Raw genomic sequence first — 21,413 nt, 5'->3', positions numbered from 1 at the left:
TAAGATTATTGAAAACAATTTCATATAACGATTTTCCTTATCAAGAGAGGTGGAGGGACTGGCCCGATGATACCCGGCAACCGCTGTTTAACAGAATGGTGCTAAATCCTGAAGATAAGGTTGAGATTGTGAACTCAAGCTCTTCCTTACCAAAGGGAGAGCTTTTTACTTTTAAAACGGAAAGAAGGAATAATCTATGTCACAGCAAGCAGCTTCAACAGAACAACATCAATCTCTTCAGCGGAAAAAGCCGCCATTTCGCGCGGATCAAGTCGGAAGCCTTTTGCGTTCAGAGCCAGTGAAGAAAGCGCGTCTCCAAAAGGCAGCCGGTGATATTACCGCAGAACAGCTTCGCCAAATTGAAAACGATGAAATTATCCGAATCGTTGAAAAACAAAAAGAAACCGGGATGAAGGTCGTGACGGACGGTGAATTCCGCCGTGCGTGGTGGCATTTCGATTTTCTTGAGAACTTGGACGGCGTAGAAGGCTTTAAGCCGGAAAGCGGCATCCAGTTCCACAATGTCAAAACAAAGCCCCGCGGGATCAAAGTGACCGGAGATATTGACTTTACGAACCATCCGATGCTGGAAGATTATAAATTTCTGCACAGTATCGCCGGCGACGCGACACCGAAAATGACAATTCCAAGCCCGAATATGCTGTTTTTTAGAGGGAAAGTGGAAAAAGATTCATATCAAAATGATTACGAAGCGTTCCAGCATGATTTGTCGCTCGCCTATAAAAAAGCGATTCAAGCTTTTTACGATGCAGGCTGCCGTTATCTTCAGCTTGATGACACGGCGTGGGCGGTCTTCTTATCGGAACAAGGGAAAAAGCAAATTGAGGCATTCGGCAAAACACCTGACGAGCTGCGACAGTTGTTTGCAAAATCAATTAATGATGCAGTTGCCGACCGTCCGGATGATTTGACTGTCACCATGCACATTTGCCGCGGTAACTTCCAATCAACTTGGACGGCTGAAGGCGGTTATGACGCAGCGGCAGAAACGATTTTTGACGGTTTAAATCTTGATGGGCTTTTCTTAGAATATGATGATTCCCGCTCTGGCGGCTTTGAACCGCTCCGTTACGTAAAGCGTCCTGACCTTCAGCTTGTCTTAGGCTTGGTGACTTCGAAATATGGAGAATTGGAAAACCCGGATGATATCAAACGCCGGATTGAAGAAGCGTCACGCTATGTCAGTTTAAATCAGCTCTCTCTCAGCCCGCAGTGCGGTTTTGCCTCCACAGAAGAAGGAAACCTGCTGACGGAAGAGCAGCAATGGGCTAAATTGCGCCATGTTGTGGAGATTGCAAAGGATGTTTGGAAGTAATTCAAAGTGAAAAAGACACACATCAATTGTGTGTCTTTTTTAGTGGGTATCAAACTAATCAATCTGATATGCTTTGCATTTCTCGTACAGACTTGTTTTCCCAATCCGCAACAGCTTTGCAGCCTCCGCTTTATTTCCGCAGCTTATCACAAGCGCTTCTGTTATCGCCTTCTTTTCCGCCTCTGCGATTGCCTCCTTTAAAGGTTTGACCGCTTGATTTTTGCATGTTTTCAATGGACGGCGCTGCCTTTCTTCTCCGTCCGGTTTGCGTGGCAGATTCAGGTGTTCCGGACCAATCAGCCTCCCATCCAGTACGTTGACCGCCCGTTCTAGCACATTTTCCAATTCTCTTATATTCCCCGGCCAGGAATAGCACTGCAATTCTTCTATAGCTCCGTCGGAGAGCTCTAGTCCATAACGGTCAAACTTCCGCTCCAGTTTCTTGACTAACAGTCTGGCGATCGGAACGATATCCTCTAACCTTTCTTTTAAAGAGGGAATCTGGATGTTAATCACATTCAGCCGGTAATATAGATCCTGACGAAACTTCCCTTCTTGCACCATTTGCTCCAGATCGCGATGTGTCGCCGTAATTACGCGCACATCGATCGGTATCGGACTTCTGCCGCCGATTCGTTCAATTTCCTTCTCCTGCAGGACACGCAGCAGCTTGCTTTGCATTTGTAACGGCAGATCCCCGATTTCATCGAGAAAAATGCTTCCTTGATGAGCCAGTTCAAACTTTCCTTTTTTTCCGCCTTTCTTCGCTCCCGTAAATGAGCCTTCTTCATAGCCGAAAATTTCGGATTCAAATAAGTGTTCAGGAATAGAAGCACAGTTTACTCGCAGGAAGGGAGCGTACCGGCGACGGCTGTTTTGGTGAATGGCGTGGGCAAACAGCTCTTTTCCGGTCCCGGATTCACCCAAAAGCAAGACGGCTGACTGGCTGTCAGAAACCCGCTCCGCAAGCGTTTTTGCTTCCATAAACGGACGGCTGTTCCCGATTAAATCACCAAAATGATATTTGCTGTACAGCTCTTTTTCATATTTGTTTTTATAATATTTGAGCTCTTCCAAAAGAGGCTTGATTTTCTTGGAGTAGTCCATCCATTCTTGAGGATTGCGGAACATGACTGTACCAACCGCCCCAACAAGCTGCTGATTCACATACAGCGGGTATCTGTTCGCAATCATTTCGCTTCCGTTAATCGGATGAATGGCCGCTACCTCTGTCTGCCCCGTTTTCGCCACAATGTGCATTCTTGAATTTTCAATGATATCCTGAACAGGTTTTCCGAGTGCTTCTTGCTCTCTTGTTTTCAGAAATTCGCAGTACGCTGCATTGATGTAGAGGATTTTCCCCTCATGATCCACCACAACGATACATTCCGCTGCAAGATTGATGATTTCATCGAGCCATTCATAAGGCAATGTTTTAATAGTATGTTTCATCGCACCCCGTCCCTTTTACATCAAAGAACTGTATTTCTTTCCGCCGCCTTGCCGGAAAAAGGAAATGTAAGCACTTTCATATATTGTTATCATAAACGAGGCCTTTCCATGAAATCAAGAGAAGCTTATGTTTATTGAGCAGTATAACCGCCATCAAGCACAACGGCCTGGCCGGTTACTCCTTTCGCTTTGTCGCTGGCCAAAAATATCGCATAATCAGCAATTTCCTTAACTGAAAGAAGACGTTTTTGCGGCACTAGCGGGAAAATGACATCCTCCAGTACGCGTTCATACGGAACATTCCTTGTTTCTGAAAGGTCCTTCAGCTGGCTGCGAACAAGCTGGGTGTCCACATATCCCGGACAAAGTGCATTGACCGTGATTCCGTCAGACGCACCTTCAAGGGCCCCCACCTTCGTTAAGCCGATTACGCCATGCTTCGCACTGTTGTAGGCCGCCTTGCCGGAAAAACCGATCAACCCGTTAACGGATGCCATATTAAGGATTCTTCCGAATTGCTGTTTCTTCATAATGGGAAAAGCATGCTTCATTGCGATAAAAGGCGCGGTCAGCATGACACGAATGAGCCCTTCAAAACGGTCTGTGGGAAATTCCTCAATGGGGGCGACGTGCTGAATGCCCGCATTATTAACCAGAATATCCAGACGCCCGAATTGTTTCTCAATCGTTTGCAGTGTATCGGCTATTTGCTCTTCATTTGTCACATCGCATGGCTTGCTTACCGCTTCAAAGCCTTCCTCTTTCAGCTTCGCAGCCGCCTCTTCTCCAGCCTGTTCATTTACATCAGATATGATGACGGCGGCTCCTTCGCGGGCAAATTCCTTCGCTATTTCAAATCCAATTCCTCCGGCGGCTCCTGTCACAAAAGCCACTTTTTCAGTAAGTAATGACTTCATCACGCGCCTCCTTATTTTTGTCGGACACCATTCTTGAACGACTGGCTGACGGTAAATTCAGCTTCCGTTTTTTCATAAACCTCCTCCATAGACACGCCTTCCTGCAGTTCGGCCAGTGTCATTCGTCCATCGTGAAAATCGAATACAGCCAAATCTGTGATCAGCCGATGGACAACTTGTTTACCCGTCAGCGGCAGCGTACATTCCTTTTTGACTTTAGATTCTCCATATTTATTGACGTGCTCCATGATGACAACAATCCGTTTTGCTCCATTGACCAAATCCATGGCGCCGCCCATTCCTTTGATCATTTTCCCGGGAATCATCCAGTTCGCCAAATCCCCTTGTTCGGATACCTCCATCCCGCCGAGGATCGCTAAATCAATATGACCGCCTCGAATCATGGCAAAGGATTCGGCGCTGTCAAAATACGATGCCCCCTTCACCTCAGTAATGGTTTCTTTCCCCGCATTGATCAGATCCGGGTCCTCCGTTCCTTCCAGCGGGTAAGGCCCGATCCCAAGCAAGCCATTTTCCGACTGAAGCAAAACGTTATAATCACTCGGTATCTCATTGGCTACAAGCGTCGGCATCCCTATCCCCAGATTCACATTCATTCCGTCCTTAATCTCCATTACAGCCCGTTTTATCATTCGTTTTCTGGCATCTCTCATTCTATCAGCCTCCTTTATCATGCTTGTTGAACGGTGCGGCGCTCAATCCGCTTTTCATCAGTCGTGCCGAGCAGCACGTGCTGCACAAAGATACCTGGCGTATGAATATGATCCGGATCAAGCTCTCCGACATCAACGATTTCTTCTGCTTCCGCAATCGTTACCTTGCCTGCCATTGCAGCGAGCGGATTGAAGTTTCTCGCCGTCTTTCTGAACACAAGGTTGCCCAGCGGATCGGCTTTCCACGCTTTTACAATGGCGGCGTCCCCTGTGATCCCTTTCTCCAATAGATAGGTGCGTCCGTCAAATGTTTTATGTTCCTTTCCCCCGGCGACCGTTGTTCCGACTCCCGCAGCAGTATAAAATCCCGGGATGCCCGCGCCGCCCGCCCGAATTCTTTCGGCCAGCGTTCCTTGGGGAACCAATTCGACTTCCAGCTCTCCGCTTAAAAATTGCCGTTCAAAGATTTTGTTTTCTCCCACATAGGATGCGACCATTTTTTTGATCTGCTGATTCGCAAGCAGCAGGCCTAATCCCCAGTCATCGACGCCGCAGTTATTGCTGACAACGGTTAAGTCTTTTACCCCGCTGTCCCTGATCGCAAGAATTAATTGCTCTGGGATGCCGCACAGGCCGAAACCTCCTGCGATGAGAGTGTCTCCATCCTTGATCAATTCGGCAGCTTCCTTATACGACTCCATTACTTTTCCCTTCCCCATACTCACTTCCCCTTTCTTTTTTGTTTACACAAGGCCCGTCAGGCTGTAAATGGCGATGATCACAAACACTGCGATTGTTTTGATGATGGTGATCGCAAAGATATCCTTGTATGATTGGCGGTGGGTTAATCCGGTAACCGCCAGCAGCGTAATGACGGCGCCATTATGCGGAAGAGTGTCCATCCCGCCGGACGCCATTGAGATCACCCGGTGCATGACCTCCGGCGGAATGTGAAATGTATTGATCGCTTCCACATATTTTTCTGACATCGCGCTTAAAGCAATGCCCATTCCGCCTGATGCCGATCCTGTAATCCCAGCCAGTGTTGTGGTCGTCACCGCTCCATTGACAAGCGGATCAGTAAACGTCTGCGATATGCCATTGCTGACCATTTTGAAACCCGGCAGCGCCGCAATGATGCCGCCAAATCCGTATTCGGCTCCTGTATTCATCGAAGCCAGCAAGGCGCCCCCGATCCCCTCATTCAGCCCTTCCTTCAAATTGACGAGCACTTTTTTCCAATCGAACAAAATCGTTGTGATAATGCCGATCAGCAGCGCCAGTTCCACTGACCAGATGGCAACGACGGAGGAAAGCTCAATTTTCCCGAACGCCTCCAAGCCGATGGACGCAAAATCAAATCCATTGGGATACCATTGAGGAAACCACATGGTGAAGCATTTGTTCATTACCCCGACAAGGATAAGCGGAACAAAGGCGAGCACTTGTCTCGTGATACAGGTTTCTGTCTTTGGCGACAAAGCTGGCGTATTTTTCTCAGCAGCCAGATCTGAGGTTTCCTTTGCAGCAGAAATTTCCGATTGGAATCCTGCATAGCCCTCCCCTGTTTTTTCAGCTTTTTTGCGCCGGGATTCTAAATAAAGCATCCCAGCAGCCAACACAAAAGCAGCGCCAATCAGTCCGAGCCAGGGAGCCGCATAAATGTCTGTTTTAAAAAACGTCGTCGGGATGACATTCTGAATCTGCGGCGTACCCGGCAGCGCATCCATCGTAAAGGTGAATGCGCCCAGAGCAATCGTTCCCGGTATCAGGCGCTTCGGGATATCAGCCTCCTTAAATAAGTTCTTGGCGAATGGATAGACGGCAAAAACCACGACGAAGAGGCTGACACCGCTGTACGTTAAAATCGCACCCATTAAGACGATGGCGAGAATGGCTCTTTTCGCCCCCACAAGCCTGACGATCGTTTTTGCAATCGACTCAGCGAGCCCGGACATTTCAACAACCTTTCCAAAAATGGCCCCTAGAAGAAAGACTGGAAAATACAGCTTAATGAATCCTACCATTTTCTCCATAAATATATTCGAGAAGAAAGGAAGTACGAAGCTTGGATCTGTCAGCAGCACAGCAAACAGCGCACAAATCGGAGCAAACAAAATCACGGAAAAACCCCGATAAGCCACAAACATCAGCAAGCCTAATGCCAAAAGAATAATAATAATGTCCACAAACACCCCTCTTTTCTGTATATAGATAGTAAGCGCTTACAATAACCTTTTTCGCCTAATATTAAAGCAAAAACTGTGCCAGTTTTACGTCAATGGCCAAACGTTTACTATTTTCACAGCTTTATTGGGTTGCGCTCCGATCTTTATTCCGCTGTATGTTCCGCATTTTCGGAAAATGGGCGAAAACCATTCCGGAATATCGGAAATTTCCGTATTTACGGAATGAAAAGGCAGCCCCGTTCTATGGACTGCCTCTTTTTCACCTACATCTGTTTGCTTCCGACTAGGATATCTGCATCAACCGTTATATCGGCTGATTCTTTTTGCAGGAACTGATTGATTTTCTCCTTAGAACTTGACCATGTTAAAGGAGTCATTTGAACGAGTGATTCAAGGGCTGGTTGGCTGAGGTTCTTTGTATAACGCAGCCTCTCTTGATTCACAACTTGATGATTCTGAATGAAACGGTCAATCATTCCTGTATTCGAGTACGTATGCTTCTCTGTATCCGCAAAGAAATATTGCCTAAGCTCTTTTAAATAATCACGTTGAGGCAAAACCTTTATCATGAGTCCGCCTTCATTCAGGAGCCTGCTGCATTCTGCATAATTGGAGGGCGAAAAAATGGAAAGGATCACATCAAATTGCCTGTCTTGAAACGGCGTATCAGCCAAATCAGCTACCGCCCAAATCTTATCATCAAAATTCTTGGAGGCCGTCAGGATCCCTTCCTTCGAGATATCAATACCGGCTGCTGTCACGGATTTCCCGAGTTCAAAACTTATGCGGTCGGACAGCGCAGATAAATGCGAGCCTTCTCCGCATCCCATATCCAAGATCGTTAATGACTCTTTACGGGCTTGCCGGCTGATGATGATATTGGCTATCGCCTGAAGAAGAGGAGCGAAAAAATCGCTTTCTGACATCAGCTTCCTTCTCGCTTCGAAAAGTTCCGTTCCATAACGGCTTTTTACCGGTTTCTTCAGGAAATTGACATACCCTTGCTTCGTCAAATCAAACGTATGGCTGTGATGGGTACATACTAAACTCTTACATTCCCATAGCTTCATTGGAGAACTGCATATTGGACATTTAAATATAGATTCACATTTACTTATATATGCCGCTCGTTTTAATTTTTTACTGATTGCAGACAAAAAAACACCTCATTCATTCGTTTTGAGATAAATGAAAAAGGCATAGACAAATAAACCCGCATCATATCGTGAAAAAAATATGACTCGGATGAAAATCATCTATACCTCTTACTATCTGTAACGAATGAATTGGATAATCATAGAGAGGTGCTCCTTTGCATTTTAAAGCTAGGCACAAAGCCCAAATTTATCATAGCAAGCTCTTAAATTAAACGCAATCATCAAGAAACAGGAACCAGAGATCCTCTATAACAGTCTGACTTCCAAATTCTTCACTGAGAAGCAGGTCGATTAATCACTCGGCCGTATCATCAGGTGTTTGTCATCTGCCTTCTTCCGCTAGTTGAATGAATTGGTCAACAGACGAAAAGTTTTCTTTTTTGACTGAACAACTTTTTCACTTCATCACAAAGTCATTTCAGCATAACAATCTCAAACGTTTTCCCTTTATTTTCTCCGGTTATAGATTAATAATTTATTATTTTGAAAATACCCAAAAAGGTTGATTTTAAAAAATTGAAAGGATAAAATACTGCTATCATCTTAGAAAAAAGACATTCTTGTATATAATCAGTAATAAGGTCTGATTGTTTCTACCTAGTAACCGTAAAAAACTAGACTACAAGGGAGTTTGAATAAATTCGAACGAGTTGAAAAGGACAAGTTCTTTTCTGTTTGCTCTTATTTTTCACGCTTTCTGCATTTCCAGAATTTGTGATGAATAAGAGCTTTTTTTGTTTCCATAATAAACTTCATAGGAGTTGCTATCATGTACTTTTTATTAAATCTTGTCGGTCTTATTGTAATTATGGCAATCGTTTTCCTATGTTCCCCGCAGAAAAAGAAAATCAAGTGGCGTCCGATCATTACACTGATTGTTCTGGAATTGCTCATTACTTGGTTTATGCTGGGAACAAAAATCGGCAGCTGGGCCATCGGACAAATTGGAAATTTCTTCACGTGGCTGATCTCTTGCGCCAGCGACGGTATCGCATTTGCTTTCCCTTCTGTGATGGCAAATGAAACGGTAGACTTTTTCTTCAGCGCACTTCTTCCAATTATTTTCATTGTGACATTTTTTGATATTTTAACATACTTCGGCATTTTGCCTTGGCTGATTGATAAAATTGGCTGGGTGATATCCAAAGCTTCTCGCTTGCCGAAATTAGAAAGCTTTTTCTCCATTCAAATGATGTTTTTAGGAAATACAGAAGCACTGGCGGTTATTCGCCAGCAGCTCGCCGTCTTAAACGGCAACCGCCTGCTCACATTCGGATTAATGAGCATGAGCAGCATCAGCGGCTCCATTATTGGATCTTACCTTTCCATGGTGCCCGCGACATATGTGTTTACAGCGATTCCTTTAAACTGCTTAAACGCACTGGTTATCGCAAACCTGCTGAACCCTGTGCATGTTCCTGAAGATGAAGACATCATCTATACACCGCCGAAAGAAGAGAAGAAAGACTTTTTCTCTACGATTTCTAACAGTATGCTTGTCGGAATGAACATGGTCATCGTGATCTTGGCAATGGTCATCGGGTATGTGGCCTTAACTTCGGCGGTAAATGGAATTCTCGGCGTTTTTGTTCACGGCCTGACGATCCAGACGATTTTTGCTTACCTCTTCAGTCCTTTCGCGTTTCTATTTGGATTGCCAGTACACGACGCGATGTATGTCGCTCAGCTGATGGGAATGAAATTGGCAACGAATGAGTTTGTCGCGATGATCGACCTGAAACAGAATCTCGATACGCTTCCGCCTCATACCATTGCGGTGGCGACGACATTCCTGACGTCATTTGCCAACTTCAGCACAGTCGGTATGATTTACGGAACATACAACTCGATCCTTGACGATGAAAAATCCACCGTTATCGGAAAAAACGTATGGAAGCTGCTCGTCAGCGGAATCGCGGTATCCTTATTAAGCGCTGCGATTGTCGGATTGTTTGTGTGGTAAATGAAAAGCCATATCACCTATGCGGGTGATATGGCTTTTTTTATATGAATGCTCTATTGAAAAACAGAGTAAGGCACTCGCACGTCCCGGATTCCGGCGGCGTATGGCCCTAATTCATACTGTTGGAATACAATGGCGATTCCCTCTGCTGTGAAGTAAAACGGAGTGTCTTTCGTAAGAATGATATCCTTCTTCTTCACGTTCGGATCAAAATGGGTATCATGGTTTTTGATATAGTGATACAGATAATCTTTGGTTTTATCCATTTTGGCTTTTGAATTCAGCACACCGTTCAGTGTTACTCGTTTACCGGCTTGAAGGTCATAGTTGAAAGATTGAACTGCGGTCAAACCGTGGGCGCCTCCTGAATAAATATAATTTTCCGTCTGAATGCTCAGCTTGCCGGCATTGTTATATTTCACTTCAAACGCAGTTTGGTATTCGGTTTTGTAACCTTGTTTTTCCCCGTCTTTTTTATTTTTTACATATTCTTGATGTGAGGCTTGGATATAGTTTTTAAACTCTTGATTGATTTTCTTTTCGAAAGACGCATTGCCTGTGTTTTTCACCTGGGGATACGTTAATTCCTTGATGTTTTTGTACGTATGGCTGGTGACGGACGGTTTTTTCGCTTGCGCCGCTTGTGCCGAAGGGGCTGCCCCGCCTGCGAACATCGCCATGAACAGCATAACCGTAATCACTGCGGCGGATGCTTTCAAACATTTGTTCATTTCTTTTGCCTCCTTTATTTTTTTCCTTTTTATGTTTCCCTTTTTTAGAAAAGGTACACTTTATAGACCCGCGAAGCTGAAAAGAAGTTTCTAGGTCTAAATGAGTAATTTTTCGCACAAAAAAGAGACACAGATGACTCCGTGTCTCTTTATGGTCTTGCTGCAATCGCTTCTTGAACAGCCTCAGCCAAATCAGAGTTGCCGAACATTTCAAGAACGGCGAGGACGGACTGATCCGGAATGCGTTCTGATTCAGCTTTCGGCACGACCAGTTCATCAACGGTTTTTTTCAGGCTTTCATTCAATTTTTGCTGCGGATACGCTTTTTGGTATAGCTCCAAGGGATCAAGGTCGTTATTTACACACCATTGGGCAAATACTAAAATCATCATATTTTCATCGCGTTCGTAATACTCGGCGAGCTGTTTTTCGTTCATTTTTTCTGCTCCTTACACAAAAGTATCTTGTTCTAAAGATACCTTAGCCTGAGTGCAGTGTAAATATGAATGCATTGAGATTGGAATTATACCTGTCTATTCCAATGACGATGCTCTGCAATCGCCTCAATAAACGCCTGATTGAAGCGTGCCAGGTCTTTTTCGTCTTTGGCTGTTACGAGACCCGGTTCTTCCGTTGAACCAGCCGCAAGGGCAAGCAGCTCCACTCCCTCGTTCGCCGCTCCGATTGCTTTGTAGTGGCTGTAGGCTTCATTAATGAAACCTTTTGCCGCTTTTTGTGTTTGGGCGGTGCTTTGCTTGCCGCCTGCGACATAGACCGCGTCATACAAGACCGAATCAGTTGTCAGGAAGGTCGCGGTGACTTCGAGTTCCCGGCCGTCTTCGCTTGTGACTGTTCCTAAGGTTTGGCTGATGATATCCGCTCGGATACCCGCCTGTTTCAGTGCATCCAATACTTGCTGCACTTCATCGCCATGGAAGCCGTTTTCCACGAGAACGGCGACCTGTCTGGATACCGGTGTTTTGACCGTATTGGCCTGACTTAAAGCGGGAGAATGAAACGATTCGTTTGATTCCTTGTTTTTATCTGGCGGCGTTGCACCAAGGCCTTCCGCGATATGTTCTGCAAGCGTGGCGTCGACATTGGCGAACAAGTCTACAACCTGCTGCTGCACATCCTTGCTCTTCACCTTTCCGACTTCAAAACGAAATGCGGAAATGATATGCTGCTTCTCAACAGGGGACATGCTGTTCCAGAACAGCTTCGCCTGTGAAAAGTAATCTTCGAAACTCTCACTGCGCTGGCGGACTTTTCTGCCTTCCACTTTCTCTTGATAATGGACGTATCCGCCTTCTTCCTCTGTCGCCGGCGACGGATCATTGTTTTGAAGAGAGTTTTTATGGTAAGCGACAGGCCCTTTGTTAATCGTCATTCGGTGATAGCCGTCATACTGATTGTTATGGAACGGACATACAGGGCGGTTGATCGGAATCTCATGGAAGTTCGGTCCGCCAAGACGGATCAGCTGTGTATCCGTATACGAGAAAAGTCGTCCCTGCAGGAGCGGGTCATTCGAAAAGTCAATGCCCGGCACGACATTGCCAGGGTGGAACGCTACCTGCTCTGTTTCTGCAAACACATTGTCTTGGTTGCGGTTCAGCGTCATTTTACCAATGAGCTTCACCGGCACAATTTCTTCAGGCCAAAGCTTAGTCGGATCGAGAATATCAAAGTCAAACTTAAATTCATCCTCTTCGTCGATCATTTGCACGCCAAGCTCGTATTCAACAATGCCTCCGTTTTCAATTGTTTCCCAAAGGTCACGACGATGGAAATCGGTGTCTTTTCCGGCAATTTTCTGGGCCTCATCCCAAACGAGAGAGTGGACACCGAGCACAGGCTTCCAATGGAATTTCACAAAACGCGCTTTCCCTTGATCATTTACAAAACGGAATGTGTGAACGCCGAAGCCCTCCATCATTCGGTAGCTGCGGGGAATGCCTCTGTCTGACATCGTCCACATTACCATGTGGGCGGATTCCGGGTTATTGGCGACAAAATCCCAAAACGTATCATGGGCTGTCGCAGCCTGCGGCATCTCATTGTGAGGTTCAGGCTTAAACGCGTGCACCAAATCCGGAAACTTAATGGCATCCTGAATGAAGAAAACCGGAATGTTGTTTCCTACCAGGTCGTAGTTGCCTTCCTCTGTATAAAATTTCGTCGCAAAGCCTCTGGCGTCACGGACTGTGTCGCCTGAACCCTTTGAGCCCGCAACCGTAGAAAACCGGACAAATACTGGTGTTTTCACCGAAGGATCCTGAAGAAATTTCGCCCGTGTGAATTCTGTCATCGGCTCGTATACCTGAAAATAACCATGTACTCCATACCCGCGTGCGTGCACAATCCGCTCAGGAATCCGTTCATGGTCAAAGTGGGTCATCTTTTCCCGAAAATGAAAATCCTCCATCAGAGTAGGACCGCGGACACCCGCTTTTAAGGAATGTTCATCCTCGGACACACGCAACCCCTGGTTTGTGGTCATTTTTTTCCCTCTGTTATCCATTCGGTATTGCTCTAACTGCTCGTCCTTGCTATGTTCATTGACGCCCTTACGTTCGTGGTCTTTGCTCATGTTTTGTTCCCCCTGATTTTCATCATTCCATATTCAAAAATATCTACTGTACGATTACCCTTTCACCGCTTCGTATAAACTACTTCCAGACTCATTTCTGGGATAAATCCAGCCATCCTGATTCACTGGCATATATACATCATTTGATTCATACATAAATAGGACAACATGTTTTTGAATGACATGTTAAAGAGACCAAGCACCTGAAGTCTGATTGACCACATTACGGTAAGCGCTTTCTTTTTCTGGAAAACATGATCAGGGGGGATTGTCCATGCTCGCGATGTTAGGATTTTTAATGATCTTCGTCTTTATGTATTTGATTATGTCTAATCGGGTCTCAGCTCTTATCGCTCTGATTACGGTTCCGATTGTTTTTGCGCTTATCGGCGGATTTGCCAAAGACCTTGGCGATATGATGCTGGATGGGGTTACATCCATTGCGCCGACAGGCATTATGCTATTATTTGCGATTTTATATTTTGGCATCATGATTGATTCAGGATTGTTTGACCCTCTGATTACTAAAATCTTAACAGTTGTAAAAGGGGACCCTTTAAAAATTGTGGTCGGCACAGCCGTTTTGACAATGGCGATTTCGTTAGACGGCGACGGAACGACGACATACATGATCACAATCGCCGCGATGCTTCCTCTTTATAAACGGCTTGGCATGAATCGCCTTATTTTAGCGGGGGTCGCGATGCTTGGCTCCGGCGTGATGAATATTATTCCGTGGGGCGGGCCGACCGCAAGGGTATTGACCTCTCTTAAGCTGGAAACATCAGAAGTCTTCACTCCTCTGATTCCGGCCATGATCGCCGGTTTAATATGGGTTTTGGCCGTTGCTTATTACCTTGGGAAAAAGGAGCGGAACAGACTCGGTATTATTGAGCTGGACCATCAGCCAGACGCAGCAGCGGGCATCGAGTTATCTCCATTCAAACGGCCTGGATTGTTGTGGTTTAATCTCTTGCTGACGATCGGTTTAATGGTCGCTTTATTGACAAACCTGCTTCCGCTTCCCATCCTTTTTATGACTGCATTCGCTGTCGCTCTCATGATCAATTATCCAAACCTGAAATTACAGCAGGAACGTATCGCCGCCCATGCTGGAAATGCCTTGGCCGTTGTTTCCATGGTTTTTGCTGCCGGGATTTTTACCGGGATCCTTTCGGGCACAGAAATGGTAGACGCTATGGCGCATTCTCTTGTTTCACTCATCCCGGAGTCCATGGGGCCGCACCTGCCTTTGATTACCGCCATCACAAGTATGCCGTTTACTTTTTTCATGTCTAATGACGCTTACTATTTCGGGGTTCTCCCAATTATTGCTGAAGCGGCGTCCGCTTACGGAATAGATGCCGCTGAAATCGGAAGGGCTTCCTTGCTTGGGCAGCCTGTTCACCTGCTGAGCCCGCTCGTTCCATCTACTTATCTCTTAGTGGGAATGGCGGGCGTGAGTTTCGGCGATCATCAAAAATTCACTTTAAAATGGGCGATCGGCACAACTGTTGTCATGACGATTGCCGCTTTGGTGATTGGCATCATTTCGCTGTAAAAAAAGAGGCTGTTCAACAGGTATTAATATCCGTTGAACAGCCTCTTTACATTGTTAGTTTCCTAGTTCATGTATTGAATTGTCGGTATCCTCTCCACACCTGAAGCATAGTAGTAATTTAACACACTAAAGAAGTCAATGGCTTTCCCCGTTTTCAAATCTACTATGAGAATATGATCCCCATAATTATTCAAATCATCTGTGTCAAGCCGTCTTGGGGTTGTTTTTCCAAGTGTATCTGCAAACGAATCTTGATACCCCTGGCCTGTCTTGTAAGCCGATACATGGTGCATAAATAATGTATTTGTATCTAAGTAGACCATGATGGCTGAACTAGAACTCGCATAGCTTGAACTGTAGGTGATAGGGGCGGAGATATTCTTAACTTTCACACTGGAAATAGAGTGAGTGCGCTGATTATATCCGTCTCCATAAGAAAAATAGAATACTCTTTCCCAACTGAATGAAGCTGTTTTTGTTTCCTCATTATACATATATGTTCCGTTCGCATAAATTGAGCCATCTTCATACCCTGCTACAAATTGCTGTAAAGTCGAAGTCACTGACTTTACTGATGTGAAATTTGCCGGATTTTTGGCATTCAGCTGAATATGATACTTGTCTCCCGTGGCGCCATTAGAAGCCACTCTGATTAAATAATCACCTGCAGGCAGCTCTTTCAAAACAACTAAGTCTCCCGCAGACTTTATAATGTTGGATGGAGTTGCTTGGCCGGTATCCCAGTCTACAACATACAACTGCAAATAATAATCCGTATTATCTGACAGCACCCTTGTCAGGAGCGTGTTATCAGATGTTGTGCTAAAAAGCCATAAATCATCCGGATTGCTGTCACTAAGAGAAGATTCATTATTAAAAACTTGATCATCAGAGCTATTTACTGAACTGGCTGCAAAGTTTTTTTCTTTAGAAGGTTTAGTTACTTTTAACGGTTTTTCCCCCGTTTTAAGTTCGAGAGTTTCTGTTTGATTTAAAGAGATGTCTTCCGTTTCATTTTCCTTTTTCAATTGTTCTTGTTTCTTTAAGATAGACTTTTCATGTAACAAGCTTTTGGCAGAGGCAGCGTCTGTCCATATAAAAAGGCTGAAAACTGATAATAATAGGGTCCAGATCAATGCCGACCTCCATAAATTCCCTCTCTTTTTCACCATATACTCCATCTCCTTCTCCTTTTATATGAAGTATATCGGTTAATAACTAGAATTGTATACCTTTTATGGATTATTTTCCAAAAAGTTCACGTCTCCGTCCCCATCCGGTATGATTCTTGTTCAGGGACCTTATAGCGGGAGTGGAAGCGCTCCAAAAAAGTTCTCTGGAAATGCCGCGAGTTTGTGATAGCTCATCCCACATTCCCCCATGTTTGGAAAATAAAAAACCTAAACCACTACAAGGACAGCAACGAACACCTGCGCTAATAGTCATTTAGGTTTTGCCTGCTTATCAGTAACAACCCTAATATCGAGATATTTAGATTTACATAAAAACTGCCATACAAGCCTTTTGATGTCAACGCTTTCATTTTATAAATAAAATAACACATCCCTTTTTTCATTACGTTTGTTTCACGACTCTTTCAATATGAATCGTCAGGTACAGCAATTCCTCGCTTGTCAGCTCATAATCATATTCCTTTTGTATATATTGCTTGATTTTCTCGGTGCATTTATAAGCGCGATGATACTTTTCCTTTACTGTTTCGAATAAGAAATCATCACTGCTTTCCATGTATGTTCCGTTAAACAGCCGTTGCGCGAAAAACTTCAAATGGGTGACGAAGCGATAATAATACAAAGATTCCTCGTCAAACTCGATATTAAAATGGTATTTAACAATACTTAATGTTTCTTGCATGACTTTCGTAATACTGATGATATTCGGCATTTCTTCATTTAACTCCGCATTTACGATATGCAGCGCGATAAAGCCTGCCTCGTCCTCAGGCAAAGAGATTCCCGTCTTTTTTTCCACCATCAATAAAGCTTCTTTGCCAATGGAAAACTCCTCTTTATAGAGCCTTTTTGTCTCCCATAACAAAGCGTTTTTTATATCTAAACCTTTTTTATGGCGTTCTATCGCGAAATTAATATGATCAGTCAGCGAAACATATATACTGTCGTTGATTTTTTTGCCCAGCCGCATTTTGGCATAGCTTATAATTTCTTCGGACACTTCCATACACTCAAGCGGAATTTCATATAAAAGAGTTTTGAATTTTTCTGATACATCTTTGTTTTCCAAGGTGAAAATTTTCTCGATGCGGCCTTCGTCCACTTTATCGCCGGCCTTTTTTTGAAAAGCGATGCCCCTGCCCATGATGACCGACTCTTTATCGTGCTCATTGATTACACTGACCACGTTATTATTATATACCTTGGCTATTTTCACTACATGTCCCTCCCATCTAATTATCTATAGATTTTCTCATAAAACATGTTACATCTTGATTGTACATTCTTTTTTGACTAGGTCAATATCTTTGGGTAAGCACCTGTTTTCGTAAAAAAAGCTGAGGATATCCTCAGCTCTGGTACTCTAGTAGATGTCAGTCAACATCGTCTGCCGGCCGCCGTTCGTACGAAGGATGTGATCGAGATGCTTGCGGAACGATGTATCATCGACTCCCTGTTTATCGGCGATTTTATCCATTAGGTTTCCCGTATCGATACTGTTTTGGGTGTACTGTTTCTTTAGCAGATCAAGCTGTTTTCTCGTTTTCCGGGCGTTTTTTGGCGTGACATTGTTGATTAAAGCAATCATTTGGTCTGTGATATCGAAAAAGTCTTCTCTCTTTTGGATGAGCTTCTCATTTTCTTTGCGGCTTTTCTCACTAAGCCGGGATTTTTCAAGGAGGGCAACAGCCTCTTTGTTTTGCTTATGCAATTCGTCTTTTTCTAATTTAACAGTTTCAAGGCTTTTCTTGGCGCTTTCTGATTCTTCCTTTGTCATGGTGCGGCGGACAAAGTACTCCGGGTTGCCGATGCCGTAATCAAACTTCTCCGTCACCTGCATGACGGAGCTGAAGATGATCGCCAGCTGCATCTCGCTGTCATATTCTTCAAATTCCCGCTGTTTCTTATGTCCCAGCGGTTTTATGAGGTGTTTTTCTGATGGTGTCTGAACCTGCTTTTTTGGTTCCTGCGTATGGTTTTCACTAGCGCTTATCACAAGGACAGCGATCAGCAGGCTCACTATTAAGCCTAGTTGCTTCATGATCGAGTCTCCTCTCTGCTTGCCAGAAGAATTTTTTGTAAAATTGTAGTTAAATCGTACCAAATATATCTTATAGGAGCAATGACCAAAAGAATCATTTGGCCCTTTAGCATTGCGGGAGTAAACAGCCCGAAGCAAGCATATGATGAGAAAACGGTAAATATTTTGTAAAACATCATGAATATTCCATAAGAGACACTCGTTTTCTCATACAATAAGACTATCATTATCGGGAGAGGATGCTGGTTTATGAAGCGTTTTACGAAAGAAGAGAACAGCTGGGTTCTATATGATTGGGCAAATTCTGCTTATTCTATTATTATCACAACTGCCGTGTTTCCGTTATTTTATAAAGCGGCTGCCGAGAGCTCAGGAGTCAGCTCCGCTCATTCTACTGCGTATTTAGGCTATACAATCGCCATTTCAACATTTATTTTGGCTATGCTCGGACCCATTTTGGGAGCCATTGCTGATTACAAAGGATGTAAAAAACAGTTTTTTATTTTCTTTTTCACGTTAGGTGTTTCATGCACCGCTCTGCTCGCTTTTATCCCAAGTGAACACTGGCTGCTTTTATTATTATGTTACACCGTTTCCACAATTGGCTTTGCCGGTGCGAATGTGTTTTATGATGCGTTTCTTGTCGATGTGACGCCGGAGGAACGGATGAATTTCGTATCCGCCCGCGGCTTCGGTTTAGGATATATCGGCAGCGCGATCCCGTTCATTCTCAGCATTGCAGTGATCTTGTGTGCACAGACAGGGATGATTCCCCTCTCCGTCTCAGCCGCAAGCCAAATTGCCTTCCTCATTACAGCTGTATGGTGGGGCCTCTTTTCCATTCCTTTACTAAAAAATGTACACCAGCGTTATTACATAGAAAGAGAACCTCAACTCATTGCGAACAGCTTCAAGCGCCTCGGCAAAACATTAAAGCATATCAAGCAATACAGGGCGCTATTTCTATTCCTTCTCGCCTATTTTTTCTACATTGACGGCGTGGGAACAATTATTACCATGTCCACCTCATATGGATCAGATTTGGGTATCAGTTCAGCCAACTTGCTGATCATCCTATTCGTCACTCAGGTTGTCGCAGCGCCCTTTGCCATTTTATATGGAAGGCTTGCAGAGATATTCACAGGTAAAACGATGCTGTACGCCGGCATTGTTGTCTATATGATCGTTTGTATTTACGCTTATTTTCTGGAAACGACGCTTGATTTCTGGATATTAGCCATGCTTGTCGCCACATCGCAAGGCGGGATTCAAGCATTAAGCCGCTCCTATTTCGCAAAGCTCGTCCCGAAAAAACACGCCAACGAATTCTTCGGCTTTTATAACATTTTCGGAAAGTTTGCCTCCATTATGGGTCCGCTGCTCGTTGCCATTACCGCCCAGTTAACCGGCGACTCATCCAGCGCGGTATTCAGCTTGATTGTTTTGTTTGTGATTGGGATTATCATTCTGGCGTTTGTCCCTGAGAATGCGTGACGAAGCTTTAAGCCAGTCCTATGTCGATTGACGGACCGCGTGTCTGATTTGAATTTATCGCCCAGGAAGGTGTCGCTTACAGAGACAAGCTGGCGGATTACGACGGAGAATTTACTAATTGATTTAAAAATGGCCTGTTCCCCCTTGGGTCCAGGCCATTTCCTTTTATTTATTCGCTTTATTGACTTTCAGCAATTTCCCTTTTACAGTCGTTTTCTTCATGACCTTTAAGACAAGCGGGCCTTTGCCGTTTAAGATATCAACATAGGAGACATTGTCCTGTATCGTTATAATCCCGATATCGTCCGCTGTCACACCATCAATTTTGGCAATCGTTCCTACAAAATCAACCGCTCTGATTTTCTTTTTCTTTCCGCCGTTAAAATACAGCTTCATAATATCTTTATTTAGCTGCTCACTCTTATCCTTTTTAACCGTCGGCCGGTCATTCAATTTTTCAATAAATGCCGGTTTCTTTCTGGAGACTTCTTCTCTGGAAGGAGCCTCGGCTTGCGGAATTTCAAATCCGATATAGGCCTCAATTTCAGCTAAAAATCTTTTTTCATACGGCGTGACAAATGTGATCGCTTTTCCTTGGTTGCCTGCGCGCCCCGTTCTTCCCGTCCGGTGTACATAACTTTCTTTCTCAAGAGGCAGATCATAGTTGATGACGTGGGTGATATTTTCAATGTCGATGCCTCTTGCTGCCACATCAGTCGCCGCTAAATATCTGAACTCGCCTCTTTTGAATTCGTTCATGACATCAAATCGGTCTTCCTGCACCATGCCGCCGTGAATCTTGTCGCAAGGGTAGTCCAAAGCATCCAATTCTTCAGACAGCTTGTCCACATTCTCTTTTGTCCGGCAGAATATGATACAACTGTCCGGATTCTCTGTCACGAGAACGTCTTTGAGAAGGGAGAATTTATGTTCTTCTCTGACTTCAATAACCGAATGGTCAATATGTTTTGTGGTCAGGCCGGCGGCTTTGATTTCAATGTGCTCCGGGTTCTTCATGTACTTGCGTGAAAGCTGTTCTACGTCCTCAGGAAGTGTTGCTGAAAACAGCATGGTCATTCGGTCGCGCGGCAAATGCTTAATAATCGCCTCTACCTGCTCAATGAACCCCATATTCAGCATTTCATCGGCTTCATCAATCACCAGATACTTCAGACGTTCTAAAGGAAACGTTCCTTTTTCTATATGGTCCAGCACACGTCCCGGCGTCCCGACGACGATATGGGTTTTTTGCTTCAGTTCGGCTTTTTGTTTGTCAAAAGGGGACTTCCCAAAAACAGCCGCCGCCTTCATTCGCTTAAAACGGCCGATATTTGTGATATCCTCCTTCACTTGAACCGCGAGTTCACGGGTTGGCGTCAAGATCAGCGCCTGCGGCTTATTCTCGTCCCAATCCGCCATTTCACAAATCGGAATGCCAAACGCAGCCGTCTTCCCGCTTCCCGTCTGTGATTTCACGACAAGATCCTTTTTTTCAAGGGCTTGAGGCATTACCTTTTGCTGTACTTCTGTCGGGCTCATGTAGCCTAAGCCTTCCAACGCCCTTACAATTTCAGCGCTTAATGTATAGTCTTTAAAACTGATTTTACTCATTGATTAACTCCCTCTATGGTGCTTCTATGACACATATTTTCATTATACTCTAATTGGTGATGCGTATGTGTTTGATGTTAAAAGCTTGTTTTTTCCAGATAATCACATAATTCAGTAATCACGCCTTCTGAATGTCTCGGATTCATATAAATCAGCCGTCTTCCGAGATGGGTTGTCCGATAGGTGTGTTCTAAAAAAGTCATCCCTTTTTCTTTCAGCTCGGAAATAGACTTGTCCAAATCAGGCACACGATAGGCGATGTGATGAACGCCTTTTCCTTTTTGCTTTAAAAAAGCGGCAATCGGACTGGATGGACTTGTCGGTGAAAGAAGCTCAATCACATCCTGGCCGGTCTTTATCACGGCGACATGTGTTTCTACACCTGGTGCCGGATTGGAATACCTATCTGTTAATTCGGCGCCGAGAATATCTGTGTAAAATGAGATGGCTCCGTCAAGATCTCTTACCGCAATTCCAATATGGTCAATATGCATGTTATCC

At 44.5% G+C, this 21,413-nt stretch carries 18 protein-coding genes and 2 riboswitches; of the genes, 4 read left to right on the top strand and 14 right to left on the bottom strand.

Annotated elements, in window-relative coordinates; translation table 11 throughout:
* Window positions 1–34: 34 nt before the first annotated feature.
* Window positions 35–121, top strand: a riboswitch (SAM riboswitch).
* A gap of 75 nt (window positions 122–196) precedes the next feature.
* Entirely contained in the window at window positions 197–1,336 is a 1,140-nt protein-coding gene (locus tag AXI57_RS01065) for a 5-methyltetrahydropteroyltriglutamate--homocysteine S-methyltransferase (RefSeq protein ID WP_061669001.1), read from the top strand.
* Window positions 1,337–1,390: 54 nt separating this feature from the next.
* Here the strand turns inward: AXI57_RS01065 and AXI57_RS01060 are convergent, their stop codons facing one another.
* The 6 genes from AXI57_RS01060 to AXI57_RS01035 all read right to left on the bottom strand — a co-directional run bounded on the left by AXI57_RS01060 (window position 1,391) and on the right by AXI57_RS01035 (window position 7,716).
* Window positions 1,391–2,788, bottom strand: coding sequence for a sigma-54 interaction domain-containing protein (locus AXI57_RS01060; protein WP_061669000.1), 1,398 nt, complete (start codon window positions 2,786–2,788; stop codon window positions 1,391–1,393).
* A 131-nt stretch (window positions 2,789–2,919) separates the two neighbouring features.
* Window positions 2,920–3,705 (bottom strand): 3-hydroxybutyrate dehydrogenase, encoded by a 786-nt coding sequence (locus tag AXI57_RS01055; RefSeq protein ID WP_003326291.1) that lies wholly within the window; start codon window positions 3,703–3,705, stop codon window positions 2,920–2,922.
* A gap of 11 nt (window positions 3,706–3,716) precedes the next feature.
* Window positions 3,717–4,379 carry a CoA transferase subunit B gene (locus AXI57_RS01050; RefSeq protein ID WP_003326290.1) on the bottom strand — a complete coding sequence of 221 codons (663 nt, stop codon included), beginning with the start codon at window positions 4,377–4,379 and terminating at the stop codon, window positions 3,717–3,719.
* Window positions 4,380–4,396: 17 nt separating this feature from the next.
* Entirely contained in the window at window positions 4,397–5,098 is a 702-nt protein-coding gene (locus AXI57_RS01045; protein ID WP_061668999.1) for a CoA transferase subunit A, read from the bottom strand.
* Window positions 5,099–5,122: 24 nt separating this feature from the next.
* On the bottom strand, window positions 5,123–6,568 hold the full coding sequence (locus AXI57_RS01040; protein ID WP_061668998.1) for a GntP family permease: 1,446 nt from the start codon (window positions 6,566–6,568) through the stop codon (window positions 5,123–5,125).
* Window positions 6,569–6,831: 263 nt separating this feature from the next.
* Window positions 6,832–7,716 carry a methyltransferase domain-containing protein gene (locus tag AXI57_RS01035; protein WP_326938571.1) on the bottom strand — a complete coding sequence of 295 codons (885 nt, stop codon included), beginning with the start codon at window positions 7,714–7,716 and terminating at the stop codon, window positions 6,832–6,834.
* A gap of 549 nt (window positions 7,717–8,265) precedes the next feature.
* Window positions 8,266–8,367: riboswitch (purine riboswitch) on the top strand.
* A 127-nt stretch (window positions 8,368–8,494) separates the two neighbouring features.
* Here AXI57_RS01035 and AXI57_RS01030 point away from each other — a divergent pair.
* The gene (locus AXI57_RS01030; protein ID WP_061668997.1) at window positions 8,495–9,688 is read left to right on the top strand and encodes a NupC/NupG family nucleoside CNT transporter; all 1,194 of its coding nucleotides are present in this window, start codon (window positions 8,495–8,497) and stop codon (window positions 9,686–9,688) included.
* Window positions 9,689–9,741: 53 nt separating this feature from the next.
* Here AXI57_RS01030 and AXI57_RS01025 read toward each other — a convergent pair whose 3' ends face one another.
* The 3 genes from AXI57_RS01025 to AXI57_RS01015 all read right to left on the bottom strand — a co-directional run bounded on the left by AXI57_RS01025 (window position 9,742) and on the right by AXI57_RS01015 (window position 13,012).
* Window positions 9,742–10,419 (bottom strand): DUF3298 and DUF4163 domain-containing protein, encoded by a 678-nt coding sequence (locus tag AXI57_RS01025; protein ID WP_061668996.1) that lies wholly within the window; start codon window positions 10,417–10,419, stop codon window positions 9,742–9,744.
* A 149-nt stretch (window positions 10,420–10,568) separates the two neighbouring features.
* Window positions 10,569–10,856: a hypothetical protein gene (locus AXI57_RS01020; RefSeq protein WP_003326281.1), complete on the bottom strand. Its 288-nt coding sequence runs from the start codon at window positions 10,854–10,856 to the stop codon at window positions 10,569–10,571.
* Window positions 10,857–10,942: 86 nt separating this feature from the next.
* A complete protein-coding gene (locus tag AXI57_RS01015) occupies window positions 10,943–13,012 on the bottom strand; it encodes a catalase (protein WP_061668995.1) in 2,070 nt (689 codons plus the stop codon).
* Between the two features lie 274 nt (window positions 13,013–13,286).
* Between AXI57_RS01015 and citH the strand changes: the two genes are divergently transcribed.
* Window positions 13,287–14,573 carry a citrate transporter CitH gene (gene citH, locus AXI57_RS01010; RefSeq protein ID WP_061668994.1) on the top strand — a complete coding sequence of 429 codons (1,287 nt, stop codon included), beginning with the start codon at window positions 13,287–13,289 and terminating at the stop codon, window positions 14,571–14,573.
* Between the two features lie 62 nt (window positions 14,574–14,635).
* Here the strand turns inward: citH and AXI57_RS01005 are convergent, their stop codons facing one another.
* From AXI57_RS01005 to AXI57_RS00995, 3 genes are all read right to left on the bottom strand, one after another.
* A complete protein-coding gene (locus tag AXI57_RS01005; RefSeq protein WP_061668993.1) occupies window positions 14,636–15,745 on the bottom strand; it encodes a hypothetical protein in 1,110 nt (369 codons plus the stop codon).
* Window positions 15,746–16,148: 403 nt separating this feature from the next.
* Complete coding sequence (gene licT, locus AXI57_RS01000; protein ID WP_061668992.1) at window positions 16,149–16,982, bottom strand: BglG family transcription antiterminator LicT; 834 nt, start codon at window positions 16,980–16,982, stop codon at window positions 16,149–16,151.
* Window positions 16,983–17,129: 147 nt separating this feature from the next.
* The gene (locus tag AXI57_RS00995) at window positions 17,130–17,807 is read right to left on the bottom strand and encodes a hypothetical protein (RefSeq protein ID WP_061668991.1); all 678 of its coding nucleotides are present in this window, start codon (window positions 17,805–17,807) and stop codon (window positions 17,130–17,132) included.
* A gap of 249 nt (window positions 17,808–18,056) precedes the next feature.
* Between AXI57_RS00995 and AXI57_RS00990 the strand changes: the two genes are divergently transcribed.
* On the top strand, window positions 18,057–19,301 hold the full coding sequence (locus tag AXI57_RS00990) for an MFS transporter (RefSeq protein ID WP_061668990.1): 1,245 nt from the start codon (window positions 18,057–18,059) through the stop codon (window positions 19,299–19,301).
* A 165-nt stretch (window positions 19,302–19,466) separates the two neighbouring features.
* Here the strand turns inward: AXI57_RS00990 and AXI57_RS00985 are convergent, their stop codons facing one another.
* Together AXI57_RS00985 and mce are read right to left on the bottom strand one after the other, a co-directional pair.
* Window positions 19,467–20,912, bottom strand: a complete 1,446-nt coding sequence (locus AXI57_RS00985; RefSeq protein WP_061668989.1) for a DEAD/DEAH box helicase — start codon at window positions 20,910–20,912, stop codon at window positions 19,467–19,469.
* Between the two features lie 77 nt (window positions 20,913–20,989).
* Complete coding sequence (gene mce / locus AXI57_RS00980; RefSeq protein ID WP_061668988.1) at window positions 20,990–21,406, bottom strand: methylmalonyl-CoA epimerase; 417 nt, start codon at window positions 21,404–21,406, stop codon at window positions 20,990–20,992.
* Window positions 21,407–21,413 lie beyond the last annotated feature (7 nt).

The sequence above is a fragment of the Bacillus atrophaeus genome, from assembly GCF_001584335.1.
Taxonomy (GTDB): Bacteria; Bacillota; Bacilli; order Bacillales; family Bacillaceae; genus Bacillus; species Bacillus atrophaeus.
This window is presented reverse-complemented; position numbering and strand designations above follow the sequence as displayed.